A 24,180-nucleotide genomic window follows, 5' to 3' on the forward strand; every position below is an offset into this window, starting at 1 on the left:
TGTTAAAAGTAGTTAATTGTGATGCTATCTATTAGTTGCTCAGATACTTATAGATAGCTTAAAGAGTTTTCAGTATCAACATACTACTGTTCTTGTGGTCCTTTGCCAGACATAATTTTTGATCGAAATTTAGCTATATATGCAGCTCGAGTTTCGGATTTTTTTGCTGAATTGAGTTTGATAATATAACTCTTCTGTCGCCCAGGTGTTAAATTATAAAAAGCTTGCGCAAGCTCTGCATCAGTGCTTAGTGCTTCCGCTAATTCAACAGGTAAACATTGTTTCTCTCTTTTCTTTGAGGGTCTTATACCTTCGGCGGCATATCTTATTGACTCTAAGAGATAAGATTGAATGATATATGCTTTATCATCTACTTGTTTGGCGTTTGTAAAACGCATCATATCTGGACTTTGTGTGTTCTCACCTTGACGCTCTAAAATGCCGTATGGATCCTTCATTAAACTAGCGTTAAAAAAAATAAGTCGGAAATCGTTTCGTACTGCGCCAATCATAACAATGTTACGATTAGCGTGCATGTAACATGGGTGTGCCCATTTAACCACTTCAACAAGTTCATTTTCTAGGCAAATTCTCCGAAGTTTATGGATACCATCTCTCCAAATAAATGAGGAACAGCTTGAAGTATTAAATCGATCACAACGTCCGCACCCTTTATTAAAGAAATCTTCTATAACGGTAATCATCATGATATCGTTTACTCCTCACAAGTGTTTCTACAGAGAAAAACATAGGGAAAATTAAGCAAACCTAAGATTATAAGAATAAATTAAACCTATACCTTGAGGCTGTTTTAGTTGAGTTGAGAATAAATGAATTATAATCAATCAATAAAAACAACCGAGCAGTATCGGTAGAAATAGCAAGTTATGAATTTCATGGACATCCAGATCTAAATGAATTTGCCAATAACCCTGCTGATTTTTATATCTCATTCTCGTTTCTGGCTATTAACAATAGGAGCTATTTAAATACTACTCCATTTGCCTCTAACATATTTAAAGTTAATCGACGTCGATTCCGAATATCTTCCGGTGCACCTATATCGAGATTAAAGGCAAAAACGATATCTCCGCCCATTGAACCCTCTTGTTCAATCCAGCCAACATACCAGCCAATACGATCAACTTTCTCTAAACGAGAGATAACGGTATCGGAATTGGTTATATCTCCCGTATCTGGATCAATCGGTAAGACAAGTCCACTTTTTGCATGGATTTCACTTGTATTATTCTCAACTTGAGTCCGCATCATTTCCGCTACTATTATCTGGTTCTCATCTCTTGCTGGTAGTGAACGCCGCTTTAACATACTCAAAAACTCGACTTGGCCCAGTGCGCTAACTCTCAGAGAACCATCCAGCCAAAAATGTGTGAGTTCCCGAGAAAGGCCGATATCAGTATTACCATAACCAAGTTTTTTTACCCAGCGGGACATATTTTCATAGCCAATCTTTTTAGCTGTTTCCTGGTAATACCAAACGGTAGAGTTGGCCATCCCTGTGGCGAGTGTAGTATCCCTGTTCCAGGCTGGTACTGCTCTCTCTCTTCCATCCCACTTCATGTATTGGTTTTGCCCTTGGATAATTTCTAGCTCTAATGCAATCAATGCGTGCGCTACTTTAAAAGTTGATGCAGGCAGGAAAGGTTTATGAGCGCGTTCAGCATTGCATACCCTGAGACGACCGGTATCAATATTGAACATTACAAAAGTAGCACCCGTAGTTTTTTGATTAAGAATCTCGCACCCCTTAGCTTCCTCTATGGGTAGGCCAGTGATATCTGAGGATAATCCTATTGACTTGCCACTCTTAGAACAACTTGTCGATATGGAAATGCTGATGATTATGAAAAGATAAGCTTTACATTTTAGGTGTCGATTAATCATTTGTAAGCCAAAGCACTTAAGGTTTTATCTATTGAAATTGCAATATTAATTCAATTACTGAATTGGGGTGAAAGTCCTTATTGTTTTATTAGGTGGTTTAGAGTGGCTTCACTAGTCTGCACATTTAACAGTTTAAACATCCATATCACCCAGGATCGTTATGAGAAGCTCATTAATTAAATGCTGGTTTGAGAAAAATGAACCATCATTCGATGAAAAGGTAATAACTAAATCTCTACTGGGAAAGAGGCCGACATATGAATACCAATATGTATTGGAGCCATTGTGCCAAATATGAGTTTCGTCGCCAAAAGTAGATTGAACCCAACCAAAACTGTATGAATTTAAAGCTGGAGTATGGATTAGCTGGTAAGTTTCTTTATTGAGTAGTGACCCATTCCCCTTTATTCCCTGCAGGTGCTCAAAGGCATATTGGCTTAGATCTTGTAGTGACATATGCACTGACCCAGCCGGCCCCATTATTGGGCTGTTATCCGCCTCATTGCCGATACCAACGGAATATTTACCTTCAGGTAATTCAATATGCCCTCTAGGTTGAGATATAACATTAACTCTATTCCTCTCTCCTGGAGGGCCAAATCCAGCGGACTCAGTCCCCAGCGGTTTAAATACTTCCTGTTCGATAAGCTCTTCCCAAGACTGGCCAGTGACTGTCTCCGCAATAACGCCAGCGACAGTGTACCCAACATTTGAGTAGGAAAAAGATTCACCGGGATTTGAATTCAATGGCAAATTGAGTATTTCCACAACCCAGTTATATCGATGTTGTATCCTTTGTTTACCTTTTTTGGGGTGTTCAGCTTGGATATCTGCAGAAAAGTTGGTTGGCGCACCTGAGGTATGCGTCAATAATTGCCTCAAGGTCACTTTTTGCCACTGCTTATCAATAGCTTTGTCTTTAGCAAATATATCCCCAATTGTAGATTCCCAATTCAAAACTCCTTTTTCTACTAAGCGAGCAATCATCGTGGCAGTCATGGATTTGGTTATTGAGCCTAAATGCCACTTGTCATTTTTAGATAAGGATACGCCACTATTGACTTCTCTTTCCCCACTCGTATATTGGGCGATAACTTGCCCACCCTGAAGAATGACAGATCCAACCCCGACCAACTTATGCTCTTTTTTCATTCCCTCTAGTACATCGCGCAATTTTTCTTGGATATCTGTTGATGCCGATAGAATAGGAGCGTAAGTCAGAAGAGTTAACAAGAATACTTTTAGTGCTTTATGAAGATGGCTATTCATTTAAAATATTGACCAATGATAACTGCTTAACTCACAGTTGGTTTTCATATTGATAGGGGGATGCTAAAGGATGCTCCTCCCTCGGGAATCTTTTTGGAAATCCTTTTGATATTAAAATTGGCATTGCTGTCTAAACTTTACTGGAAAATAGGGGCACTCTTTTCTCCATCTTTTTCACCAAGTAGTAGATGCCTTTCCAGATATGAGACATCTCTTTTCAAATCCTTTTTAAATGGCGTACCACATACTTATCTATATACAGCGCCAGTTTTAGAATCTATACGTCAATGAATAACTACTTTAATATGCAGTTTTCCAATTGTGTTGAATAAACGTGCACTCAAGGTCTGGTGACTTGTATGATTAATGATCAAGAGGTGTTTTCGAGCCCACTATTCCTTCTTGCTGCTGACCGATTACGGGCGCATACGCTGCCTTCTACTTGTCTCTTATGTGGCCTCGATGGCCCCATTGTTCTGAAGTATGGAGCAAAGCAAGTTGTGGGTGATATTCTTCTGGTGCGCCCTCAGGTTCTTCATGAGGTGATTATTGAGGGGAGAGCTCGGATTTTAAATCTAAATGGGCTGCAATTTCCCTATGATAGTGACTTGGCAATTCAACTTACTAACACAAATTATGAAATTGCCATAGATGCCCTCTGGGGCGAAGAGAGTTCGGTACTTGAGTTACGCGCAAAGCTTGGATATCGACAAGTAAAATGCCCTACAGATATCGCTCAAATTATTACCCATCTCTCAGATGAGCCTATGTTTCGTATGTCACAACAAGAGTTGGCGATACGCCTTAATCGTGAACGAACTCAGGCACTAAAGTATTTTAAGGCGTCAACAGGTATGACATTTCGTGGACTGAAACTGTGGTTGGCGATTCAAAGTGCAGCTCATCAGTTATTAACTGGTGATCTGGTTCGTAATGCTGCGTTGGATAATGGTTTTGCCGATACGGCGCATTTCACACGCAGCTTTCGTACAGCATTAGGGATTACCCCATCTGAGGCTATAGCTGGTTACCACCTGGCTATGAGCCTATCCAGCAGATAACTGACTCCATCATAATTCTCCCCTTGGCTTCTAAAGCATCATTCCTAAGCCCAGTTGTTTAAACTGAAGTGACTTAACTGATGCCTTTTTCTGAATGTCAATGGAGGCTATTTGTGTGTCTGTTTAAAGAGTGCGTCCCATTCTTGATCAAAGTTCTCGGGTATTGGCTTCGGGGTTTTCTTGAAGAGTAAAACGCCCACAAGTGCTTCATGCGTGGATGAGTTATTGGTTACCTCTTCTACAAACCCTTGCATAATTCCATTACTATCAATTGAAAGCCTGCTCACCGTTTCATCTGACACGTCGAGTGTGACCATAAGAGTGCTATTATCTGTCTTCGAATACACAAATATACCAATATCCTTACTATAAATTATTCCATCTTTTGATTCTTCGACGCCTCCTATTTGATGTTTTATATCAGGCTTTTTAAGCACATCAATGAATCGTCCGCCGCCACCTGATTCGTTCACGGTTAAGACTTTAAAGGTTCGACAGTAATCGCCTTCCCCTATATCTACGGCCTCTTTTTTATGTTCATAAAAAATAAAAGACCCTTCCTCAACGGTACACCAGATGCCATCCAAGCTTTTTTTTGTGTCTGGACTTGCATAAGGTTTCTCCATATACGCGAATATGACGGCAAAGATGCCCAACAAGAAAACACTTAAGTTAGCCTTCTTCGAATCCATGGTGACCCCTTATTCTTTTGTGGTTTTAACAAGCGTATGTATGAAAGGCCAAATGCCCCAATGATAGCTGACACATATCAACCGGATTGGCTAAGTCAGTCCCTGGTGAACAATGAATCAGGTTAGGATGTTTTATTAGAGTGCGCCAGGGTTGAGGGGTGAATTGGGAGTAAGATATTTCCCCTTTTTCGAGAGTGGAAATTTAAAACTAAGCACTACATATATGTATTTCTGGTTTTTCATTTTTTGTAGTTATTTAATATTAGGCCTGCATGCTTAGCTTAAAACTTCCTATTCGGTTCACTTCGCCAGCTTGTTATATATCCAAGCAATAACAACTCCGGCAATATAACCATCAACAAATCCCCACACTGCGCCGATGAGGGCACCAATAAAGGTTGGTGCATAGCCAATATAAAGTGACGAAAGTGTAACGACGAGCTCCAATCCCCAGCCAAACATGGCCGTGATACCGCAGAAAAAGACATAGATTGCCCAAAGCACACCAATTGCAACACCTAAGGCGTTTGGAGCACATCGGTTCATAGGGGCCTCCCCTACACTAACAAAATAAATACCATTAATTATGATGATAGCAAAGGGGTGACATACTTGAGTCAGGCTGAGACCGTTGTGATCTTCATGCCTATTAACAGATTCTCGGCAACTGCTCTCCGGGTAAGCGTTGCAACAGGCGATCACAACCCAGGCTATTTTTCAGGGTGACCTGGCAACTGGGATTGTCTGAGACCTGCCCAATGATTGCACAGGATGCCCCAACTGGGTCTTCACCTAGGATGGCGATGGCCTGATCAGCGTACTCTTCGGGAATAACTGCGACAAAGCGCCCCTCGTTGGCAACGTAAAGCGGGTCTAAGCCCAGCATTTCACAGGCTCCCTGTACGGATTCGCAGACTGGGATCTGCTCTTCATACAATTCAAATGCCCTGCCACTGGTTTCGGCCAGCTCCACCAGTGCGGTGGTGAGGCCGCCGCGAGTAAGATCACGCAAGCAGTGAATCTCCACACCACCCTGCAGCAGTGCCTTAACCGCATTATTGAGTGGGGCGCAGTCACTACTGAGCGCGCTTTCAAACTCCAGCCCTTCGCGACTTGCCATAACGGCAATGCCGTGCCGACCTATATCCCCGGACAACAGAATCCTGTCGCCGGGGCGGATATAGCTTGGGTCTAATGGGTGATCACTCAGCAGAGTACCCACTCCACTGGTGTTGATATAGATACCATCGCCCTTGCCTCTCTCCACCACCTTGGTGTCTCCGGTAACCAGCTTTGTCCCGGTTTCCTCCGCTGCTGCAGCCATGGATTCCAGCACTCTTTTTAATGTACTGAGTGGTAGTCCCTCTTCCAGAATTAAGCTGCAACTTAAGAACTTTGGCTCAGCACCGCCCATGGCCAGATCGTTGACGGTTCCATATACAGCCAATTTGCCGATATCCCCTCCAGGGAAAAACAATGGGGTAATTACGAATGAATCGGTGGTGAACACCAGGCGATCAGAATGCCAAGGCAAGGTAGCGCTGTCATGGGCCTGGTCGATCCAGGTATTTTTAAACAGCGGTTGGATAAAATCGTTTAGAAGCTGCTGGGTCATCTCACCGCCACTGCCATGCCCAAGCCGGATACTGTCCTTATTTGTCGCTGGGAGTGGACACTGAATATTCACGGGCTTTTACCTGTTGGCTGTAGCGGTGATAGGCTGAGCAGGCGCCCTCTGAAGAAACCATGGGGGCACCCAGGGGGCGGTCTGGGCGGCAGTCTGTGCCGAAATGGGGGCAATCGGCGGGCTTTTTATGACCGAGCATAATGGCGCCGCTTATACAGTGATGTTGTTCCTGGGTTTTGATCTCGGGCAGTTTGAATTTTGGCACGGCATCGAATTCCAAAAAATCTTTACGAAGCCCCAAGCCACTCGCCGGTATTTCTCCCAGGCCGCGCCATTGCTGGGCAGAAACCTTAAACACACTGTCCAGTAATGTTTGTGCTTGCCGGTTACCGACTCGTTCCACCGCCCTCAGGTATTGGTTTTCAACCCGATAACTACCCTGCTCCAATTGGCGCAGACACATCAGCAAACCTTCGAGAATATCCAGGGGTTCAAAACCGGTGACGACGATGGGCACCCGGTACTTTTCTGCAAGCGGCAGGTAATTCTCGTAGCCTGTTATGGAGCACACATGACCGGCAGCAAGAAACCCCTGCACGCGCGAGTCCCCGGCAGAACAAATAGAGGCAATGGCGGGTGTCACCAAGAATTGGGAGACTAACAGAGAGAAATTTTGTAGAGATTTGTTTTTGGCCTGAGTGGCAGCCATGGCATTGGCGGTTGCGGTGGTTTCAAATCCTACGGCAAAAAAGACAATTTGTTTTGCGGGGTTGTCCTCGGCAATCTTCACCGCCTGCAAGGGGGAGTAGACGATGCGAATATCGCCTCCATCGGCCTTCACATCGAGCAGGCTGCACTCTGATCCCGGTACGCGCAACATATCGCCAAAGGAGCAGAAAATGACTTCCGGTAAGGCCGCGATGGTGATGGCCCGATCAACTGTCTCCAAGGGCGTAACGCAAACCGGGCAGCCGGGCCCATGCACCAGCTCTATTTCCTGAGGCAGTAACTGGTCGAGGCGATTCTTAACAATGGCGTGGGTTTGACCGCCGCACACCTCCATAATCGTCCAGGGCTGTGTGGTTACTTTGCGAATTTCTGCGGCGATTTTCTGGATGCTTTCACTCTGACGGTATTCATTGACGAATTTCACTGCATCACTCCTGGCCGCTGGGCCCATCCAAGGCTTCCAGGTCGCGAAAAACCTGTGCGGCTTCTTCTTCCCTTATTTGACTGATGGCGATGCCCACATGCACGATCACATAATCACCAACACCGGCATCGGGAACCAGAGACAAATTGATTTGCCGCGCTATGCCGCCAAATCGTACTTTGCCCAGGCGCTCGAGAGGAGAATCACCTGTAATCTCTTCAATAAGGCCGGGAACACCTAAGCACATGCGCTTTTAACCTCCCACTGGCTGACCAGCCGCGGCCATACAGTGGGCATAATGGAGTTGCCCCAGGGCGATGCCGCCATCGTTTGGGGGGATCTGGCTGTGACAGTGCACGGTAAATCCCTGTTGGCGTAGGAGCAGTGCGGTGCTCTCTGCTAGCCGTCGGTTTTGGAAAACGCCACCGGAGAGAAAAACCTTTGCCTCACCCACTTCGCGAACCACCGCCAGAATCATATGGGCCAGAGTAGTGTGGAAAGCCGCAGCCCGTTGCGGCAGTGACTTGCCTTCATCATGTATCAATGCACCGATGCAGGGTGCCCAGTCCAGTTCCCATTTGTTTCGACGTCGATAGAGATCGAATGGGTAGCTGTCGCCGCTCTGAATTCCGCGGGCGCTATATTCCAGTGCTAGTGCGGCCTGTCCCTCGAAACTAGACTGGCTACAGAGACCCAGTAGTGCAGCCACTGCATCAAATAGGCGACCGGCGCTGCTACACAGAGGGCTGTTGACCTCCCCTTCCAGCATGGTAACCAGGTTGCGGCGTTCGCTGCGGGTGAAGCAGCGCTTTAGTAGCTGGTGTTGTAGCGCTACGTATCCGGATATTTCATACAGCAGTCCCGCCGCAGCCCGCCTCGGTTCGCGCACGGCTTTTTCACCGCCCGGCAGCGGGAATGTGCGCAGGCTGGCGACATGTTCCACTTTTGTGTTGCCATCCCAGAGGAGGAATTCCCCTCCTCGAACTACGCCACTACTGTCAAAGCCGGTGCCGTCCCAGCAAACACCAAGCGCGGCGCCGCTGTGGCCATGTTCAGCCATACAGGAAAATAGATGGGCCACATGGTGTTGCACTTCCAGACGTGGAGCCCGCTGCTTGAGTGCCCACCGATGGGAGCTGTAGCCCGGGTGCTGATCGTGTATCAGGGTTTGTGGGCGGTGTTGCTGTAAGCGTGTGAGGTCCGCGATGGTCCGATCAAAGTGCTCAATTGCCGTGGCGCTGCCCAGGTCACCAATATGTTGGCTCTGATAAATCCAACCGTTGTGTGACAAAGCGACGGAATTTTTTAAATCGGCGCCAAGCGCCAGGTAGGGTTCCGCCACGGCCTGTTGTGACAACTTTGCCTGGGTGATCGGCAGGGGCGCGTAGCCACGCGCTCGGCGCAACATTAGTGGGCGATTCTCTATCACGCGCAACACCGAGTCATCCAATGGCCTGACGATACGACGGTTGTGCAATAGAAACCGGTCGGCAATTTTACCGAGGCGCTGCAACGCCTCTGTGTTTTCAATACAGATTGGTTCCTCGGCAAGATTGCCACTGGTGGCCACTAACGGAGCGGCATACTCTTCTGCAAGCAGTAGGTGTAGCGGCGAGGCCGGCAGCATCACCCCCAGGTCTGGTGAGCCCAGTGCCACTAACTCATGCACCCTGTCACTCGCTTCCGGTTTGGCTTCCAGCAGCACTATGGGCCGTGCTGGTGATGTGAGCAGCTTGGCTTCCAGTTCGGAGATCCGGCAATCCCGACGCGCTGCTGACAAGGAGCTGTAGAGCAGTGCAAAAGGTTTGTGCGGGCGCTGCTTGCGTTTACGCAGTAGCTCCAAGGCATGTCGGTTACCGGCATCAACCAACAGCTGAAATCCCCCCACTCCCTTTAGCGCTACTACTTGCCCTTTTGCCAAACTTGCGAGCGTCTCGTTCAGGGCTGCCTGGCGGGTGTAAAGGATTTTGCCTTTGGCATCACAGAGCTGCAGTTGCGGGCCGCAGTCTGGACAGGCATTGGGTTCGGCGTGAAAACGCCGGTTAGCAGGATTGGCATACTCGGCCTGACACTTCGGGCATTGAGTAAACTGCTGCATGGCCGTGTTTGCGCGATCATAAGGTAGCTTTTCGATAATGCTGAAGCGCGGGCCGCAGTGGGTACAGTTGATAAAGGGGTACTTGTGCCGTCGGTTGCGTGAATCCTGCAGTTCGGCCTGGCAGAAGTTACAGGGGGCCAGGTCCGGTAGCACCATGGTAGTTTGTTCTGAGGCAACCGTACTTTCGCGTATCTGAAATCCACTGCCGCCTTCAGTTGGAACCACTTCGGTGTCAATATTGAGAATCAGGCTATGGGGTGGTTTTTCCAAAGGCAAACGCTGTAAAAACTTTTCAACTCCTGCCGTTTCTCCCTCAACCTCTAGTTGCAGTCCACCACTATGATTGGCGACCCAGCCCGTGAGTTGGCAGTCCAGTGCCAGGCGGTAAATATATGGGCGGAACCCCACTCCCTGGACCAGCCCCTTGATGGCGACTCGACGACGTTCACTGTCCATCACTGACCTCGAATTGCAGATTTTCCAGGATGATGTCCTGTGCCTCGGCATGGTGAATATCTGTGTGCTCTTCGATGTCCAGTTGCAGGCCTTCCAGAGGGGTTCCAAAAGTTGCCTGTTCGAAGTGTTCACGCAGGTGAGCCGCGGATATGTGGGCAAGGGCACCCAAACGCAGCTTGGCGCCCACGACCCTGGCGCCTTCGTTATCGGCGAGTTGTTGGATTTTCTCGATCAGGTTGCTGATCAGGGATTGTTCGTGCATGGCTGACCTCCGTTGTCAGCTTTCACCGGTATCGGCTTGTAGAAACGCAAGTAGTTCCTGTTCGGCGCGCTCGGCGCCGGACTTCACTTCGGCAGTGAGATGATCACCGCAGGTAATGTTCTGTGCACAGATCGCAAAAATTTCCAATCGACGAGGCAGTGAGTCCAGTGCTTTACCCAAGTCGATGGCCTCTCTCAGATTAAAGCCGTGGCTGGAAGTCGTGCAGACGCTGGGTGCGATCACATCAGCCAGGCCATTGACACGAATTAAATCGCCCGATGGTTGTTCATCTGAGAAAACCGCATCCAGGAGGCAGACCTGTCGATCCTTCCACCGTCCCACAAGGGTTACCATATCGTTGCCGCTCTCCAGAAAATCTGCATTTTCTTTTAACTGGCTGCGCAGCCTGTCGAGTAGATAGGGCCCCACTCCATCATCACCCCGGAAGCGGTTGCCAAGGCTGACCAGCAGCCAACGCTCAGGAGTTTCTTTTTGCTTCATGTTGCAAATGTAGCTGCAGGAAATGGGTTGAGCAGGAAATACAGGGGTCGTAATTACGAATGGCGCGCTCACATAAACCCTGTAATTGTTGTTCGGGCAAATGCATAAATTTGGGCAGCATCAGGCGCAGATCATCCTCGATCGTTTTTTGATTTTGTGAGGTGGGAGCGACGATCTTGGCAAACGTAATTTTACCTTCGCGATTAATAGCATAACGGTGGTAGAGCAGCCCTCGCGGCGCCTCGGTAGCGGCACAGCCACTGGCTTCCTTTGGTTCGGCTACCAGGTAGGGTTCATCGGGCGCTTGAAATCCATCAATCAGCCGCAGCGCCTCCTCCAGGGCATAGAGCACTTCCAGACAACGCACAACAATGCTCTTGAAGGGATTGTTACAGGGCGCTTTGAACCCCAGCTCCTCGGCAAGGCCTCGCACCCCTTCGGAGAGCTGGGGATAGTTCAGGTTGTAACGCGCCATCGGGCCCACAAGATAAGCGCCCCGCTCTATCAACACGCTGTGCAGCGCCGTGCTGTGAGGCACCTGCTGTTCGCGAAAATGTTTTTCGTAGTCCTGTACCGAAATATCCAGCCCTCGATTGGAAACAATGCGGCCCTCATTCATAGGGTATTCCCTGGGGCTGGAGAGGGCGACGCACTCATAGGACTGCTCACAATGGGGAAATGGCAGCCCTGCCGCCCAGCGGACCATTAGCTCGGCCAGAATACGGGCTTCTATCAACTGTGGATGCAGTGCTTGGAAGACTTCCCGGTTTGGCACCCGATAAAAGCCCCCCACGCGTACATTAATGGGGTGGACTTCTCTGCCTCCAAGCAGGCGCACCAGGGCATTACCTGTTTTCTTAATCTCCAGGGCACGTTGCACGACTTGCGGGTGATCTTTGGCCATAGCCACGGCATTGGGATAACCGAGAAAGTCCGGTGCGTGCAACATGCTGATATGCAGCATATGACTTTCGATCCATTCACCGCAGTAAAGCAAGCGGCGCAGGTTCCTCAGGGGCTCGGTGGGCATAAGGCCCAGTGCATTCTCCATGGCGTGCAGCGCGCTCATCTGGTAAGCCACCGGACAAATGCCGCAAATACGGGCGGTAATATCCGGTGCCTCTGTGTAGTCGCGGCCCCGAAGAAAGGCCTCAAAGAACCGGGGAGGCTCGAAAATCTTCAACTGTACTTCGTGCACACCATGATCGTCGTAGCGAATATAGAGTGCGCCCTCGCCCTCTACCCGTGCCAGATAGTCGACTTTAATAGTCTTGCTTTTACCGGCCATTGGCTTCCCTATCCATCAGGATTTACCCTTCTGTCCCCGCTCTTTTTCCTCACTAACTGCTTTAAAGTGTGGCGCTAAACCATTGTAATTGCGCATGTTTTCGATAACGGTTGACCTGTCAGCTCCCAGCTTTTCCTCCCACCAATGACACAGGGACTCTCCATTGGGGTTCTCCTTGGGGCCATAGCAGGCATAGCAACCGCGGTTGTAACTCGGGCAAAGTGCGCCGCAGCCGGCGTGGGTCACCGGCCCCATACAGGGGGTGCCATGGGCCACCCACACGCAGATGTTGTTTTTAAGTTTGCATTCGATGCACACAGAGTGGGCGGAGACCTGGGGGGCACGGCGATTCAGGAAAGCGCTGATGACCTCCAATAGTTGCAGCTTGTTGATTGGGCAGCCCTGCAATTCAAAATCCACCGGCACATGGGCGGAAATTGGCGTGGAATCTTTTAGTGTTTTTATATAGATGGGCTCTGCATAAACCGCTGAAGTGAACTCGACGACATCGGCAAAATTGCGCAGTGCCTGGATACCGCCGGCAGTCGCGCAGGCGCCGATACACACTAAGAAGTTTGACTGGCGTCGCACCTCCTGGATTCTCAACAGATCGGCGGGGGTAGTGATGGACCCCTCCACTAGGGAAATATCGTAGGGCCCCTCTTCCACTTTACTGGAGGCCTCCATGAAATAGGCGATCTCCACTTCCTGCCCCAACAGTAACAGCTCATCTTCGCAATCCAGCAAACTGAGCTGGCAACCATCGCAGGAGGTGAATTTCCATACCGCCAGCTTGGGTTTATGGGGCTGCCGAGCTATAAGCTGCGAATCTGCAGCCATGGGCGTATATCCTCATAGCAAAAGACCGGGCCATCCTTACAGATAAAGTTTGGACCCCACTGGCAGTGTCCGCAGAGGCCGATGGCACATTTCATATTGCGTTCCATCGATAGATAGATTGAGTTTGGGGGTACGCCTTTGCTCAACAGGACCTGGATACAGAAGCGCATCATTATTTCCGGGCCGCACAGGAAGGCCACCGAATTGGCGCCATCTATCTGTGCCGCTTTTAGAGGATCGGTAATCACACCGATATGCCCAGGCCAGGTGCCATCGCCATGGTCCACAGAAATTTCAAGATCGAGCTTTTGCCCCCACTGTGACAACTCCTCGCGGTAAAGAAGCTCACTTGGGCGCCTGGCACCGTAAAAGAGGCGTACCCTGGTTGCCGCAAGGCGCTCCAGTAGTCCGGCATAGATAACTGGGCGAAGCGGTGCCAGACCAAGGCCACCGGCAAGAATCAGAACCTCTTTACCGACCGTGGCATGTAGCGGCCAGCCGATTCCGAAAGGCCCCCGAACCCCCAGGGAGTCCCCCGCCCTTAAACGCTCTAAAGCGCGAGTGACATTCCCCTGTGCGCGTATGGTGTGAATGAGTTTGCCGTCGCCACTTCCCAGTCCGCTAAATGAAATGGCCGATTCCCCTACACCAAAGGCGTACAGCATATTGAACTGGCCGGGCGCAAAACGCATCGGCAGCTTATCCGGCTCAGGGTTACCGACCTCCAGCTTCAAGGTGAAAGTCCCCGGATACTCCACGCTCCGCTCGCTTACCCGGTAAACGGTGGGAATCATGCTGGGTGGCCCTGATGATCTGGCCCATAAATATCCAGCAACTGGATGCGCGCGGACTGTAGCCGTTCGGTGGCAATCCGCGCAAAGCGTTTCATTAACTCAAAACCTAGTTTGGGTTCCTGTTCGCATTTGTTGCGCAAGCACTCCCCGCCCAGGCGCAGACTGCGGACATCTTCCAGAGCGCGGGCATCAAAGGCCGAAATATAAGGCGGGAACAGCCAGGACCAACCGAAAATATCACCGCCATGCAACGTGAGCAGACACAGAGGGCCGCGATTGGGAACAAAGGTTTCCACTGCTACCCGGCCACTGCGAATCAGGAAAAAGTGGTTTGCCGGGCTGTTTTCACGCGCCAGATAGTCACCTTTGTGGTAGACACAATTTTCTCCGCATGAGGCCAGGAACTGCAGATCACTCTCCGCCAAACCTCGAAAGAAGGGGTGCTCATGGAGCAGATCGGCAATGGTTTTCATGGCTTCTCCTGGCTGCGCGTCTGTGTTTGATCCAGGGCTCGAATAGCGCGTACCTCTTCGGTGAGGTCGATACCCACCGGGCACCAGGTGATGCAACGACCACAGCCTACGCAACCAGAGCTGTCAAATTGGTCGTGCCAGCTGGCCAGCTTATGAGTCATCCACTGCCGGTAACGGGAGCGGGTATCGGCGCGCACTGAGCCACCGGTAATATGGCTGAGGTCTGCGGTAAAGCAGGAATCCCAACGCTCCCAGCGCTCGGCATGTTCTCCGCTGAGGTCGGTGGTGTCCTCAACCGTGGAGCAAAAGCACGTCGGGCAGGCCATGGTGCAATTGGCACAGGACAGGCAGCGATCCGCGACCTTTTCCCAGTTGGCACTATCGAGGTTTCTATAAAGCAGCTCTTTCAGATCCGAGCTATCGAAGTGGCGCGGTCCGCGCCGCATCTCCTCTGCTAGCCCCTCCACCCTTCCTTTTGCCAGCTTTCGTTCCTCCTCACTTGCTGGGCGTAAAGGGAGTTTCTCCATAATTGTTGTACCGGCTTCAGAGCCACTTCTGATCACGAAGTAATGCTCTTCTCCCTCAATCAACTCTGTCATGGTCAGGTCGCTGGGCAAAGTGACCTCGGGGCCGGTATTCATAGAGGTACAAAAGCAAGTATCTGCCGCCGAGGTGCAGTTCACCGCAACAGTGAACAACTGCGCCCGCCTCTGGCGGTAGCTCTCATTGTGGTAATCCCCCTGAGATAAGATCCGATCTTGGATGGCGATTGCATGCAGCTCACAGCTGCGCACTCCCAGGAACGCCTGTTTTGGAGCTGTCTCCTGAACCTCAATAATTTCTATAGCTTGATTTTGCCTGGCTGCCTTCCAAACAGGCCGGCGAGGCAATTGCAGATATTTCTTCCAGGAATGTGGTCCCACGGCATAGCCAAAATAGGCTTTGTCCCCCCGGCGCTTAACCCGGTACTGCCCTGCCTGCTGGTCATCGGTCCATCCCTGCGGGAGGCTTGAGACCGAGTGAATCTCACCGTAGGTTATGGCCCTGTCGTTTAGAGTGGGCCCATATAGTAGGTAGCCCTGATTGCGGATTGCTTGAATGAGGCACTCCAGGTCGGGCGCTTGCAGCCGATAATCCATAGTGCTTATTGCTCATATCTATATATGAAGATTGGGTGCCAATGTCAGTACTGATAATGAGTGTAGTGTTAAAGCCGCGATCACTCGAAGGCATCATGTATTGATGGAAGTGTTTTCTATAACGGGCTATCAGGGGTTGGAAAAGATGGCAATATACCTATTCTCTTTTAAAGAGCAGGCGTGTGTGGGCGTTTTTAGGCGTTACTTTCTTTAGGGCAGATAATTTTCAGAAAACCCGAAACCGACAGGGCTTATCGGATGAGACCAATCACTAGGTTAGTCACATGGTGGTTTCTGTGACACATTTTAATTTCCGTAGTGGTGTTACTTAAAATAACCTATTCAATCTTAAGGTTCATATAAGCGATAACTGTCAAGCTGGCTGAGAATGCGCTTGTTTCAGCTGTCACTCATTGCGGGTCATTTGATATAGTGAGCGGGTGACTGTTCTTTTATCTGTGTAGTGGGTTACAAACTGGAGATCCAGGTTGAGTCAACGTAATGAAGATGTACCTGACATGGCTACCCCTCAGTTGGCCAAAGGGTGGCTACGCTGGCTCTGGGGAGCTGTAGCCTGTCTCTTTATTCTTGTTGGAATCATTGGCGCCATCTTACCGGGATTACCTTCTGCGGTATTCATTGTTGTGGGTGCCTGGGCGGCCTCAAAAAGTTCTGAACGGATGCACCAGTGGATTGAAGACCATCGTTTGTTTGGGCACCTGTTAAGAACCTGGCGCAGTGGTTATATCAGCAGAAGAACCAAGCTGTTGGCTACCCTGACTATGGCTCTCTCTATGGCACTGGCTATTCATCATATCGCCAATCTGTATTTACTGTTTTTCGCTATTGGTGGCATGGGCTGCGGGTTGTTTTGGATTTGGAGTCGGCCTGAACCAGCAGAGCAATAATCCGATACTGCCCTGTAGCATAATAATCTTGCAGTATTCTTTGCCTTTAAATTATTAAACGGCTTAAGGGAAAGTACTCCCATAAAATGAATAACTGACAGCACTAAAGATAAAAATTTTATGTGAACACACCTTGTGTCACCAAAGGTCAAACCGCAGCTTTGCGTTTGGCATCACAGAAATTTACCACCTAGTGGGTATTGCCCTGTTTTATCCTCTAATTTTCCGCATTCAAGTGGTATGAATTCGACTAAAAAATGTGGTTTTCAGGTTGATTTCGCAATGTCATAAAAATGACGGATGAATTAGTTGACTTTGCCTGGGATCATAATATCCTCTGCGCCCTCTCGTTGATTGCGGCGCCCCTTAGCTGGCCTCTTTTATCGGGAGAGCTTCGAGAATCTTGGGCTGGCAAGATAATCTCTAGTGAACGATTTACAAGCGGCAAAGTAATAATAATAGGGATGTTTCATGCATGAACTCTACCGGGCCCCAGATAGTGCTCTTGGTAATGGATCTTTAATCTATAAGCCAAGTGTGCTCTGGAAGGTATTGTTTTTCCTTCTGGTTCCGATAGAACTGACATCTCAGTATGAAGCCTTTGCTTATAATGAGTACAATCAGCCGATCTGGTGGTTAATCGCCAGCTTGATCATTTATACCACTTATTTTGTAGGCTTCTTTGGGTTGGCTTTTGCCAAAAAAATAGGCAACGCAAGATTCTGGGCGTTTTTTCTGCCTGTAATCATTGCAACCGACATTTATAAGCTGGGGACTGTAATCATCACAATGAATATGGCGGTATTAAAAAATCAAATGGCCGTATTGATGATTACACCACTTGCCTTATTCCTTTGGTTTATTATCTTTAGGTATCGTAAAGTTTTTCGATATATAAAATAATAGCCGCTCCACTTCTACCCTTTTATGCTTATAAAAACATAGCCCTGAAAACCTTGGTGGAATTTACTTTAACCTAGCCAGCCTTTGTGACGACCAATTGTTGTGAGCACAATGCGAAACAATTGCTTAAAGATTTTTTTATTTGGCATACATACTATCCCCATTAAAAATTTTGGCGTTGTTCATCTCGTAACTATCACGCATCTAATATTTAAGGGGTTGATATCGGCTTTTATGGCCCCGATACTCCGCCTGTGCGCCAAGGGGTGCACAGTTAGCAGGGATCTTAGGGTAAAGCCCATAATATACATCTCGTATTTTTTTGATTTGTTATTACTTTTACTTTCCCCTCTTCCCAGGTTTTCGTTTTAAAAATAGGCGGTACCCACTTGCAGTCATTAATTTTTTAATGATATTTCTGAAGAAAAGGATTAATCATGTCAAATATTGGTCATGTTGAAGGTTGGGATACGGATAAGCCATTTATTTCTGATAGTCTTGAGGCAACCAGTTTTCACTGGGCTGCATGGACTGGTATCGAGGACTCCACTGAAGGAAGTTATATTCAGGGGCTTATAGAGCTCAAAAACACCGGAAAATTTCCTATCCTCGACGCCAAGGTATTCTTGGATCTCGATGACAATGGTATGACCTGGGATGCCTACCTGTGTAATTCAGCTGGTACTCCAATAGAAGATGGCTTTGTAAGCTACGGCCACCCCATCGCCCCAGGCGAAACCGTTAAAATAAAATACTGGTGGGGTCTGAAGCATGTTGCCGGCCCTACTAAGTGCGACTTTACTGTTACCGTAAATATGTTCCCAGAATATAGAGTACAGGTTCCCAAGTCGAACGCGCATCAAAGCAAAACCTCAATTCAAGCTTCTTGAGTTTTACAGCGCTAAATGATGCCATTTTTGGCTGAATAGGAGGGGCGAATTGCCCCTTCTATTTACAAGCTTATTATCCTGCCACTCACAAGCCAATGGATAAAATCATTGAGTACTGCCTAGATTCTCACAATAACCGACACACTTGGCGATAGCGAAGGAGGCCAGCTGGTTGTAGGCTAGTAAGCTTCCACACAAACAAGCCAGGAACCTCATGGGAACCCGTACCAACCAGCTGACCTTGAAAGAACGATACCAGATTGAGGTCCTTAATGGGCAGAACTATTCAGCCCGAGCCATTGGACTACGCCTCAATAGATCCAATAAGACTATCTCTCGTGAGCTTGGTCGTTACAGCCCTTACTGTGCCGAGAGTGCCCACCGTCAGGCACTGCAACGACGGCACGGAGCTATTAAACATACCAAGCTCGACTTTGCCATGCAGGTACAAATCGACCACCAGCTGAAAAATGCAAGTCCTGAACAAATCGCTGGGCGAATGCAGCTTGAGAGGTGTGCGAAAACGGTTAGTTGTTCAACAATTTACCGCTGGGTCAGTCGACTTAACTGGAGGTCACGTCTGCCAAGGAAAGCCAAACCTTATCAGAAACGGGCAGGTTCCGAGGCAGGCGTAAAGCTTATTCCAGAGCGCATAGATATTGATCAAAGACCTGCGATTGTCGATGAAAACACTGAGATCGGTCACTGGGAAGGCGATACAGTTTATGGTCAAGATGGCTATCTGGTGACACTGGTTGAACGAGTTTCCAAATTATTGCTCACTCGCAGAGTCCCAAATAAGAGCAAGAAAACAGTGAGCCGGGCGATCAAGCAGATGTTGAAGCCATATCAGGCCATCTGTAAAACCATCACCTTCGATAATGGAGGAGAATTTGCAGGTCATCAATCGATTGCGCAGAAGCTAGGATGCAGAATATATTTTGCGAAACCTTACCACTCTTGGGAACGCGGGCTGAACGAAAACACTAATGGCCTTTTGAGGCGCTTCTTCCCAAAAGGAGTGGAAATTGGCAAGATACCAAAAAGCCGTATTGATGACGCAGTGTTTCGAATCAATACTCGACCTAGGAAAGTACTAAATTACTTGAGCCCGCTGGAATTTTTGGCGGGTAAACGTGTGTCACTTATGTTGGCAATCTAGGCTGAACTCAGCGATTAAAATTTATTCTTTATTGGCTCTCACTTCCTCTCAAAAAATTTCTTTCTTGAATAGCTTATCCAATGGTCCCTTGAATTTATCAGCGAGGACGCTTCTTCGAATCATTCACAGCTTACTGCCGCTGTACTTTTTCTATGTCCATAAAGTCAGCCTTTGGCTTTGTCTCCAGAAGCTATATGCTGTATAACCATACAGCTTTTATGCCGTTACTACCCACCACGATCCATCGTTGACACATTGTTGCCCTTACCATGGCCACCTCTATTGAGCTAGCACCTGATTACTATTTGACCAATTTTCGCACACTGGTTGATTTTGTTGTTTCTCGCTATACGCAGCTTCTCTCCACCAGCGAACTGAGTTTTTACAGGTTATTTTGTGAGCTTGATGCTGATAGCCAGCGTCTTTATGTAAGGCTACTCTCTCGCAAGGGGGTCCCATCATCAGCTGGAGCTCTGTTCAGGGAAGGAAAGCTGTCTTACCAGGAAATCAACAAGCTCCCCGAGGCTGTAGATTCTCTTTGTTCCGCAGGGCTTTTAATCAGGAATCCTCCCCTGCAAGATCCAGCGCTTTTACCGCTGTTTACCAAAGCAGAGTTATTCGCAGCGGGCCCGGTTGGTTTGAGCAAGTCCCTCAAGCGGATGGAGCTGGAAGAGGCCCTGTTAGCTTCCTCCACAGAATGGCGAGAACAGCTAATGGCCGAAGAGGGCCTGCTAGCACTTCAGGGGGCTGAATACTTCCAAACCTTCAAACTATGCTTTTTTGGCAACCTGAATCAGGACCTGACCGATTATGTGCTGAGGGATCTTGGGTTGTACCGGTATGAGTCCTACACACTAGACAGGCACCAACTGCCCTTCCAAAGCCGTGAGCAAATCAAACAGTACTTGCTCTACTACGATTGCCTGGAGCAGGCCGAGGAGGTACTGGCTAGTGGTGCCAGTGAAATTCTCGACCTTGCCAGTCAATTGCCCATTGGCCTTCCGGGGGATTTGACGCTGACGAGGCGAGTGGATCGCCTACGCCTAAAACTGGCCCGCCAACTGGAAAGACTGGATCAGCTAGAGGCCGCCGATAGCCTCTATCGAGACTGCGGGCAACCTCCGGCCCGTGTACGCCGGGCAAGAATTGCGGTTAAACGTGGCAATCCCGAGCTGGCACTTTGCCTTTGCCGGGAGATCCTCGACTCCCCACTCAACGAAGCCGAACGATGTTTTGCCGAGCGCTTTGGATATCGTACCGCCAAACGGATGGACTCTACCCAGAATTGGGCGAATCCACAGCCTTGCCAGCCACAGCTAGAAGTATTTGCCCTGCCCCAATCTCCAAAAAGAGTAGAGATTCAGACAGCTTTGGAGCTGGCTTGCCGGGAGGAAGGTGTCTGCCACTATGTGGAGAACAGTTTATTTAACGGGGTACTCGGCCTCTATATCTGGGACATTCTGTTTGCTCCCATTCCCGGTGCTTTCTATAATCCCTTCCAAATAGCACCTAGTGACTTCCGTACCCCGCATTTTTACATGTCGCGCCACGCTCAGTTTGAACAACGCTTAACAGAGCTAAGTCCAAGTGCATTAAAACGGCGAGTTATGGAAACCTATCGGGAGAAGCTGGGCATTGCTAATCCGCTCGTCGCCTGGGAGGCGCTCTCTCTGGAACTGCTGGAGCTAGCCCTGGATCGTATCCCGGTTGAGCACTGGCGTTCACTGTTTCAACGTTTACTTGGCGATATCACCCATCATCGCAATGGCCTGCCAGATCTGATTTTGTTTCCAGATAAAGGTGGCTATGAGCTTGTAGAGGTCAAAGGCCCCGGAGATCGCCTGCAACAAAACCAGCAGCGCTGGCTGACTTTCTTCGCGGCCCAAAATATTCCCCACCGGGTGATACATGTGGAGTGGTTGTAGTCTTGAGAACAGTCGTGGGGGAGGCGCTCAAAAAGCCAGATCTGATAAAAGAGCCTACAGAGGATCATACCCCGTCCGAATGCGCCCCTGCCCTACAGATTTCTGTGGGTGAATTAGTGGCTTTCTCCTGCCGCAGTGGGGATTTAATTCATACCGGTGGGCCAGGTCCAACTGCCCAAGAGGGTATCCGGGCCCACCAAAAGCTGCAAAAGCGGCGCCCTAAAGGGTCGGAAGCCGAATACCGTTTGCAAGTGCAGCTGGAGTGCGCTGACCAGGCTGTTGTCTTGGAAGGAAGGGTGGATATCTTTCACCCACAAGCTGACTTGCACCAGCCCCCCCAGCTGGATGAAATCAAAACCACCTATTGCCACCCAGATGCGCTGCCAGAGGCCACTCGCCAGCTACATTGGGCCCAGCTTAAAATCTATGGTTTCTGTTACTTGCAACAACTTCGGCAAAAGGGAGATTCCGTTGCAGAAGTCTCGCTGCAAATGCTCTGGTATAACCTCAAGGAGAAAAAGTCCTACCCAGAGCAACGCCTTTTCACCTGGAGGGCGCTGGAGAGCTTTGCCAAGGATGCCCTCACCTTATATATCCAATGGCATAGTGACTGGAAAGCACATCGGCAACGGTTGATCCAGGCTGCGAAAAATTTATCGTTTCCCTTCCCCGAATACCGACCCGGTCAACGCCAGCTGGCGGTAACCGCTTATCGCTGTCTCAGGGATGCCGGCCAATTGGTGGTTGAGGCACCCACCGGTATTGGCAAAACGATTAGCACCCTATTCCCCGCTATCAAAGCCCTTGGTGAGGGAAAGGTGGATCAGCTGCTCTACCTCACCGCGAAAAACTCTGGTAGGCAGGTGGTGCGGGAGACCATTAAAAAGCTACATCAGGGTGGGCTAAAGCTCTCTCTGCTGGAATTGCGCGCCCGCGATAAGACCTGTGCCTGCAAACTGGGATTGTGCAATCGCGATGAAGAGGGTATCTGCCCTCGCACCAAAGGCTTCTATGAGCGCTTACCCCAAGCGCGCCAACAACTGTTGGGGCAACCTTTAATCACCCCTGAAGAAATCGCGAAAGTTGGCGATCAGTGGCATCTCTGCCCATTTGAGCTGTCCCTGCAAATGCTGCCCTGGGCCGATCTGGTGGTCTGTGACTTCAATTATGTCTTTGACCCCTTAGTGCGTATTTCCACACTGCAAGATTCACGTTACAAGCGCGCACTATTGGTAGATGAAGCACACAACTTGAGCGAGCGCGCACGGGAAATGCACAGCGCCAGTTTGAGCCGCAAAGATAGTCGCCGCGCCGCCTTGGCTTGTAAGAGCAGTTACCCACAGCTGTATCGGCGTATCCAAGCCCTGGTGCGCGCACTTTCTCAATGGAGCAAAAGGTTTCAAGAGCAAAACCTCTATAAGGAAATGCGCTCAAGCCAAAGTGTACAAGCCTGGTGTAGCCCGCTGGATAGCGAAAAGCATCGTCCTGCGGCTGTGTCTCGCGCTATCCAAAAGGTGCTAGATGCACTGAGTGAGCTATCGGAGCAGGCAAAATCTCCCCCTGAGGAAATCGGGGACTGGTTAAAAAATCTTTATCGATACGCCTGCATAGAACAAATCCTTTCAGATCAACACCAAGCCCTCACTCGGGTAATCGATCGGGATGCCCCCTGGGAGGAGCATCAGCTAAAGCTGATATGCCTGAATGCCGCAGACTTCCTGCGGGAGTCATTTTCCCAGTTTCATGGGAGTATTCTGTTCTCAGCCACACTGCGCCCCATAGATTTCGTCTCTGCACAACTTGGGGTTGAGCCCGAGACCCCATACTTGGTACTTCCTTCGCCTTTCGAACCCTCCCGCCAGGGCGTATTTCTTTGTTCTTACTTAGATACCCGCTACCAGGCACGTCAGAGTGCGCTACCAGAATTAGTGGACCTGATTGCCTGCGTTTACCGTAGCCATCCCGGCAACTATTTGGTGTTTTTCCCTTCTTATCAGTTCCTGCAAATAGTTGCAGAGCGATTCAAAATGGATCACCCGAAGATACAACTGCTACAACAAACACCCGGAGCCAGTGATTGCGAAAGAGAAGCCTTTTTAGCCTCGTTTAGTGAAGGTGCACAAAGCCTGGGTTTTGCCATTATGGGGGGAGTCTTTGCTGAGGGCGTTGATTTTGTCGGGGAGAAATTGATTGGCACTATTATCGTAGGTACCGGCCTTCCCCAGGTAAATGAAGAGCAAGAGCTACTACGACAATCAGCAAAGCACCCGCAGGCCCCCTCGGCGATTGATGGGTTTGATGTTGCCTACCGCTATCCCGGCATGACCCGGGTATTGCAGACAGCGGGAAGAGTGATTCGCACTGAATCTGATCGGGGCGTGATTGTTTTAGCTGACTATCGTTTTGGGGATAGGTTTTATCAAAACCTATATCCCGAACATTGGCAAATCCAAACAAGTAAGAACGGCGAACAACTTTCACAGCAGTTGGGTTATTTTTGGAACCGGCAACGCTTGTACGATTGCATCGCAGAATAAATGTTGCGTTTGTATTTAAACTAATACCAATTAGACGTTATTTTAAGCAAAGTAAACAGTTGGGTGGTTGTGTTGCATTGACGACTAAGAGTTACAAAATTTATGGGCTGACCCCAGATTGATGTCCAGCCAGTCACCTTCTTTAGAGGGTGGAAGCCTCTACCTGTTTTATAAAATGAGAGCAACAAAATATAGCAATAGTAGTATCTCAAATCATCCCCTATCCCGCATAATTACTTGCTTTCTTGGAGGCACATCCAACATAATTGGGAAGTAAACTTTTTCATTTCGTTGAGC

Annotated in this window: 23 protein-coding genes; 7 read left to right on the forward strand and 16 right to left on the reverse strand. The window is 49.0% G+C overall.

Annotated elements, in window-relative coordinates:
* Positions 1-83: 83 nt before the first annotated feature.
* The 3 genes from FIU95_RS09565 to FIU95_RS09575 form a co-directional block, all read right to left on the reverse strand.
* On the reverse strand, positions 84-707 hold the full coding sequence (locus FIU95_RS09565; RefSeq protein ID WP_253869026.1) for a YdeI family protein: 624 nt from the start codon (positions 705-707) through the stop codon (positions 84-86).
* A gap of 274 nt (positions 708-981) precedes the next feature.
* Entirely contained in the window at positions 982-1,722 is a 741-nt protein-coding gene (locus tag FIU95_RS09570) for a class D beta-lactamase (protein ID WP_172975366.1), read from the reverse strand.
* 315 nt (positions 1,723-2,037) lie between these two features.
* On the reverse strand, positions 2,038-3,174 hold the full coding sequence (locus FIU95_RS09575) for a serine hydrolase (protein ID WP_152453562.1): 1,137 nt from the start codon (positions 3,172-3,174) through the stop codon (positions 2,038-2,040).
* Between the two features lie 359 nt (positions 3,175-3,533).
* On the opposite strand from FIU95_RS09575, the gene FIU95_RS09580 reads away from it, so the two are divergent.
* A complete protein-coding gene (locus FIU95_RS09580) occupies positions 3,534-4,235 on the forward strand; it encodes a helix-turn-helix domain-containing protein (protein WP_152453563.1) in 702 nt (233 codons plus the stop codon).
* Positions 4,236-4,342: 107 nt separating this feature from the next.
* Here the strand turns inward: FIU95_RS09580 and FIU95_RS09585 are convergent, their stop codons facing one another.
* The 13 genes from FIU95_RS09585 to FIU95_RS09645 all read right to left on the reverse strand — a co-directional run bounded on the left by FIU95_RS09585 (position 4,343) and on the right by FIU95_RS09645 (position 15,558).
* A complete protein-coding gene (locus FIU95_RS09585; protein WP_152453564.1) occupies positions 4,343-4,927 on the reverse strand; it encodes a hypothetical protein in 585 nt (194 codons plus the stop codon).
* A 300-nt stretch (positions 4,928-5,227) separates the two neighbouring features.
* Positions 5,228-5,473, reverse strand: a complete 246-nt coding sequence (locus tag FIU95_RS09590) for a bacteriophage holin (RefSeq protein WP_152453565.1) — start codon at positions 5,471-5,473, stop codon at positions 5,228-5,230.
* A 103-nt stretch (positions 5,474-5,576) separates the two neighbouring features.
* Positions 5,577-6,614 (reverse strand): hydrogenase expression/formation protein HypE, encoded by a 1,038-nt coding sequence (gene hypE / locus FIU95_RS09595; protein ID WP_253869029.1) that lies wholly within the window; start codon positions 6,612-6,614, stop codon positions 5,577-5,579.
* A complete protein-coding gene (gene hypD / locus FIU95_RS09600) occupies positions 6,580-7,707 on the reverse strand; it encodes a hydrogenase formation protein HypD (RefSeq protein WP_152453566.1) in 1,128 nt (375 codons plus the stop codon). Before hypD ends, hypE begins: the two co-directional genes overlap by 35 nt.
* Before the next feature lie 4 nt (positions 7,708-7,711).
* The gene (locus FIU95_RS09605) at positions 7,712-7,954 is read right to left on the reverse strand and encodes a HypC/HybG/HupF family hydrogenase formation chaperone (RefSeq protein ID WP_152453567.1); all 243 of its coding nucleotides are present in this window, start codon (positions 7,952-7,954) and stop codon (positions 7,712-7,714) included.
* Between the two features lie 6 nt (positions 7,955-7,960).
* Entirely contained in the window at positions 7,961-10,261 is a 2,301-nt protein-coding gene (gene hypF / locus FIU95_RS09610; protein WP_152453568.1) for a carbamoyltransferase HypF, read from the reverse strand.
* Entirely contained in the window at positions 10,251-10,523 is a 273-nt protein-coding gene (locus FIU95_RS09615; protein WP_152453569.1) for a hydrogenase/urease maturation nickel metallochaperone HypA, read from the reverse strand. The genes hypF and FIU95_RS09615 overlap by 11 nt, the downstream gene beginning before the upstream one ends.
* A 15-nt stretch (positions 10,524-10,538) precedes the next feature.
* The gene (locus FIU95_RS09620; RefSeq protein ID WP_152453570.1) at positions 10,539-11,024 is read right to left on the reverse strand and encodes a hydrogenase maturation protease; all 486 of its coding nucleotides are present in this window, start codon (positions 11,022-11,024) and stop codon (positions 10,539-10,541) included.
* Positions 11,002-12,312: a Ni/Fe hydrogenase subunit alpha gene (locus FIU95_RS09625; RefSeq protein ID WP_152453571.1), complete on the reverse strand. Its 1,311-nt coding sequence runs from the start codon at positions 12,310-12,312 to the stop codon at positions 11,002-11,004. The genes FIU95_RS09620 and FIU95_RS09625 overlap by 23 nt, the downstream gene beginning before the upstream one ends.
* Positions 12,313-12,327: 15 nt before the next feature.
* Entirely contained in the window at positions 12,328-13,152 is an 825-nt protein-coding gene (locus FIU95_RS09630; protein WP_216646331.1) for an oxidoreductase, read from the reverse strand.
* Positions 13,128-13,946, reverse strand: coding sequence for an FAD/NAD(P)-binding protein (locus tag FIU95_RS09635; protein ID WP_253869032.1), 819 nt, complete (start codon positions 13,944-13,946; stop codon positions 13,128-13,130). The genes FIU95_RS09630 and FIU95_RS09635 overlap by 25 nt, the downstream gene beginning before the upstream one ends.
* The gene (locus FIU95_RS09640; protein WP_152453572.1) at positions 13,943-14,419 is read right to left on the reverse strand and encodes a cyclic nucleotide-binding domain-containing protein; all 477 of its coding nucleotides are present in this window, start codon (positions 14,417-14,419) and stop codon (positions 13,943-13,945) included. The genes FIU95_RS09635 and FIU95_RS09640 overlap by 4 nt, the downstream gene beginning before the upstream one ends.
* Positions 14,416-15,558 carry a 4Fe-4S dicluster domain-containing protein gene (locus tag FIU95_RS09645; protein WP_152453573.1) on the reverse strand — a complete coding sequence of 381 codons (1,143 nt, stop codon included), beginning with the start codon at positions 15,556-15,558 and terminating at the stop codon, positions 14,416-14,418. The genes FIU95_RS09640 and FIU95_RS09645 overlap by 4 nt, the downstream gene beginning before the upstream one ends.
* Before the next feature lie 488 nt (positions 15,559-16,046).
* On the opposite strand from FIU95_RS09645, the gene FIU95_RS09650 reads away from it, so the two are divergent.
* The 6 genes from FIU95_RS09650 to FIU95_RS09675 all read left to right on the forward strand — a co-directional run bounded on the left by FIU95_RS09650 (position 16,047) and on the right by FIU95_RS09675 (position 23,883).
* On the forward strand, positions 16,047-16,466 hold the full coding sequence (locus FIU95_RS09650; protein WP_152453574.1) for a YbaN family protein: 420 nt from the start codon (positions 16,047-16,049) through the stop codon (positions 16,464-16,466).
* A 471-nt stretch (positions 16,467-16,937) separates the two neighbouring features.
* The gene (locus FIU95_RS09655; RefSeq protein ID WP_152453575.1) at positions 16,938-17,369 is read left to right on the forward strand and encodes a hypothetical protein; all 432 of its coding nucleotides are present in this window, start codon (positions 16,938-16,940) and stop codon (positions 17,367-17,369) included.
* A 437-nt stretch (positions 17,370-17,806) separates the two neighbouring features.
* Positions 17,807-18,259, forward strand: a complete 453-nt coding sequence (locus tag FIU95_RS09660) for a hypothetical protein (RefSeq protein WP_152453576.1) — start codon at positions 17,807-17,809, stop codon at positions 18,257-18,259.
* Positions 18,260-18,473: 214 nt separating this feature from the next.
* Positions 18,474-19,421 (forward strand): IS30 family transposase, encoded by a 948-nt coding sequence (locus tag FIU95_RS09665; protein ID WP_152450975.1) that lies wholly within the window; start codon positions 18,474-18,476, stop codon positions 19,419-19,421.
* 269 nt (positions 19,422-19,690) lie between these two features.
* Positions 19,691-21,346 carry a VRR-NUC domain-containing protein gene (locus FIU95_RS09670; protein ID WP_152453577.1) on the forward strand — a complete coding sequence of 552 codons (1,656 nt, stop codon included), beginning with the start codon at positions 19,691-19,693 and terminating at the stop codon, positions 21,344-21,346.
* Positions 21,347-21,348: 2 nt separating this feature from the next.
* Positions 21,349-23,883 (forward strand): ATP-dependent DNA helicase, encoded by a 2,535-nt coding sequence (locus FIU95_RS09675; protein ID WP_253869035.1) that lies wholly within the window; start codon positions 21,349-21,351, stop codon positions 23,881-23,883.
* Positions 23,884-24,180 lie beyond the last annotated feature (297 nt).

Origin of the sequence: Microbulbifer sp. THAF38 (genome assembly GCF_009363535.1) — a bacterium.
Classification (GTDB): Bacteria; Pseudomonadota; Gammaproteobacteria; order Pseudomonadales; family Cellvibrionaceae; genus Microbulbifer.

Coding starts and splice junctions, on each gene's coding strand:
- FIU95_RS09565 (WP_253869026.1), bottom strand. CDS start 707: ATGATGATTACCGTTATAGAAGATTTCTTTAATAAAGGGTGCGGACGT.
- FIU95_RS09570 (WP_172975366.1), bottom strand. CDS start 1,722: ATGTTCAATATTGATACCGGTCGTCTCAGGGTATGCAATGCTGAACGC.
- FIU95_RS09575 (WP_152453562.1), bottom strand. CDS start 3,174: ATGAATAGCCATCTTCATAAAGCACTAAAAGTATTCTTGTTAACTCTT.
- FIU95_RS09580 (WP_152453563.1), top strand. CDS start 3,534: ATGATTAATGATCAAGAGGTGTTTTCGAGCCCACTATTCCTTCTTGCT.
- FIU95_RS09585 (WP_152453564.1), bottom strand. CDS start 4,927: ATGGATTCGAAGAAGGCTAACTTAAGTGTTTTCTTGTTGGGCATCTTT.
- FIU95_RS09590 (WP_152453565.1), bottom strand. CDS start 5,473: ATGAACCGATGTGCTCCAAACGCCTTAGGTGTTGCAATTGGTGTGCTT.
- FIU95_RS09605 (WP_152453567.1), bottom strand. CDS start 7,954: ATGTGCTTAGGTGTTCCCGGCCTTATTGAAGAGATTACAGGTGATTCT.
- hypF (WP_152453568.1), bottom strand. CDS start 10,261: ATGGACAGTGAACGTCGTCGAGTCGCCATCAAGGGGCTGGTCCAGGGA.
- FIU95_RS09615 (WP_152453569.1), bottom strand. CDS start 10,523: ATGCACGAACAATCCCTGATCAGCAACCTGATCGAGAAAATCCAACAA.
- FIU95_RS09620 (WP_152453570.1), bottom strand. CDS start 11,024: ATGAAGCAAAAAGAAACTCCTGAGCGTTGGCTGCTGGTCAGCCTTGGC.
- FIU95_RS09625 (WP_152453571.1), bottom strand. CDS start 12,312: ATGGCCGGTAAAAGCAAGACTATTAAAGTCGACTATCTGGCACGGGTA.
- FIU95_RS09630 (WP_216646331.1), bottom strand. CDS start 13,152: ATGGCTGCAGATTCGCAGCTTATAGCTCGGCAGCCCCATAAACCCAAG.
- FIU95_RS09635 (WP_253869032.1), bottom strand. CDS start 13,946: ATGATTCCCACCGTTTACCGGGTAAGCGAGCGGAGCGTGGAGTATCCG.
- FIU95_RS09640 (WP_152453572.1), bottom strand. CDS start 14,419: ATGAAAACCATTGCCGATCTGCTCCATGAGCACCCCTTCTTTCGAGGT.
- FIU95_RS09645 (WP_152453573.1), bottom strand. CDS start 15,558: ATGGATTATCGGCTGCAAGCGCCCGACCTGGAGTGCCTCATTCAAGCA.
- FIU95_RS09655 (WP_152453575.1), top strand. CDS start 16,938: ATGCATGAACTCTACCGGGCCCCAGATAGTGCTCTTGGTAATGGATCT.
- FIU95_RS09660 (WP_152453576.1), top strand. CDS start 17,807: ATGTCAAATATTGGTCATGTTGAAGGTTGGGATACGGATAAGCCATTT.
- FIU95_RS09665 (WP_152450975.1), top strand. CDS start 18,474: ATGGGAACCCGTACCAACCAGCTGACCTTGAAAGAACGATACCAGATT.
- FIU95_RS09670 (WP_152453577.1), top strand. CDS start 19,691: ATGGCCACCTCTATTGAGCTAGCACCTGATTACTATTTGACCAATTTT.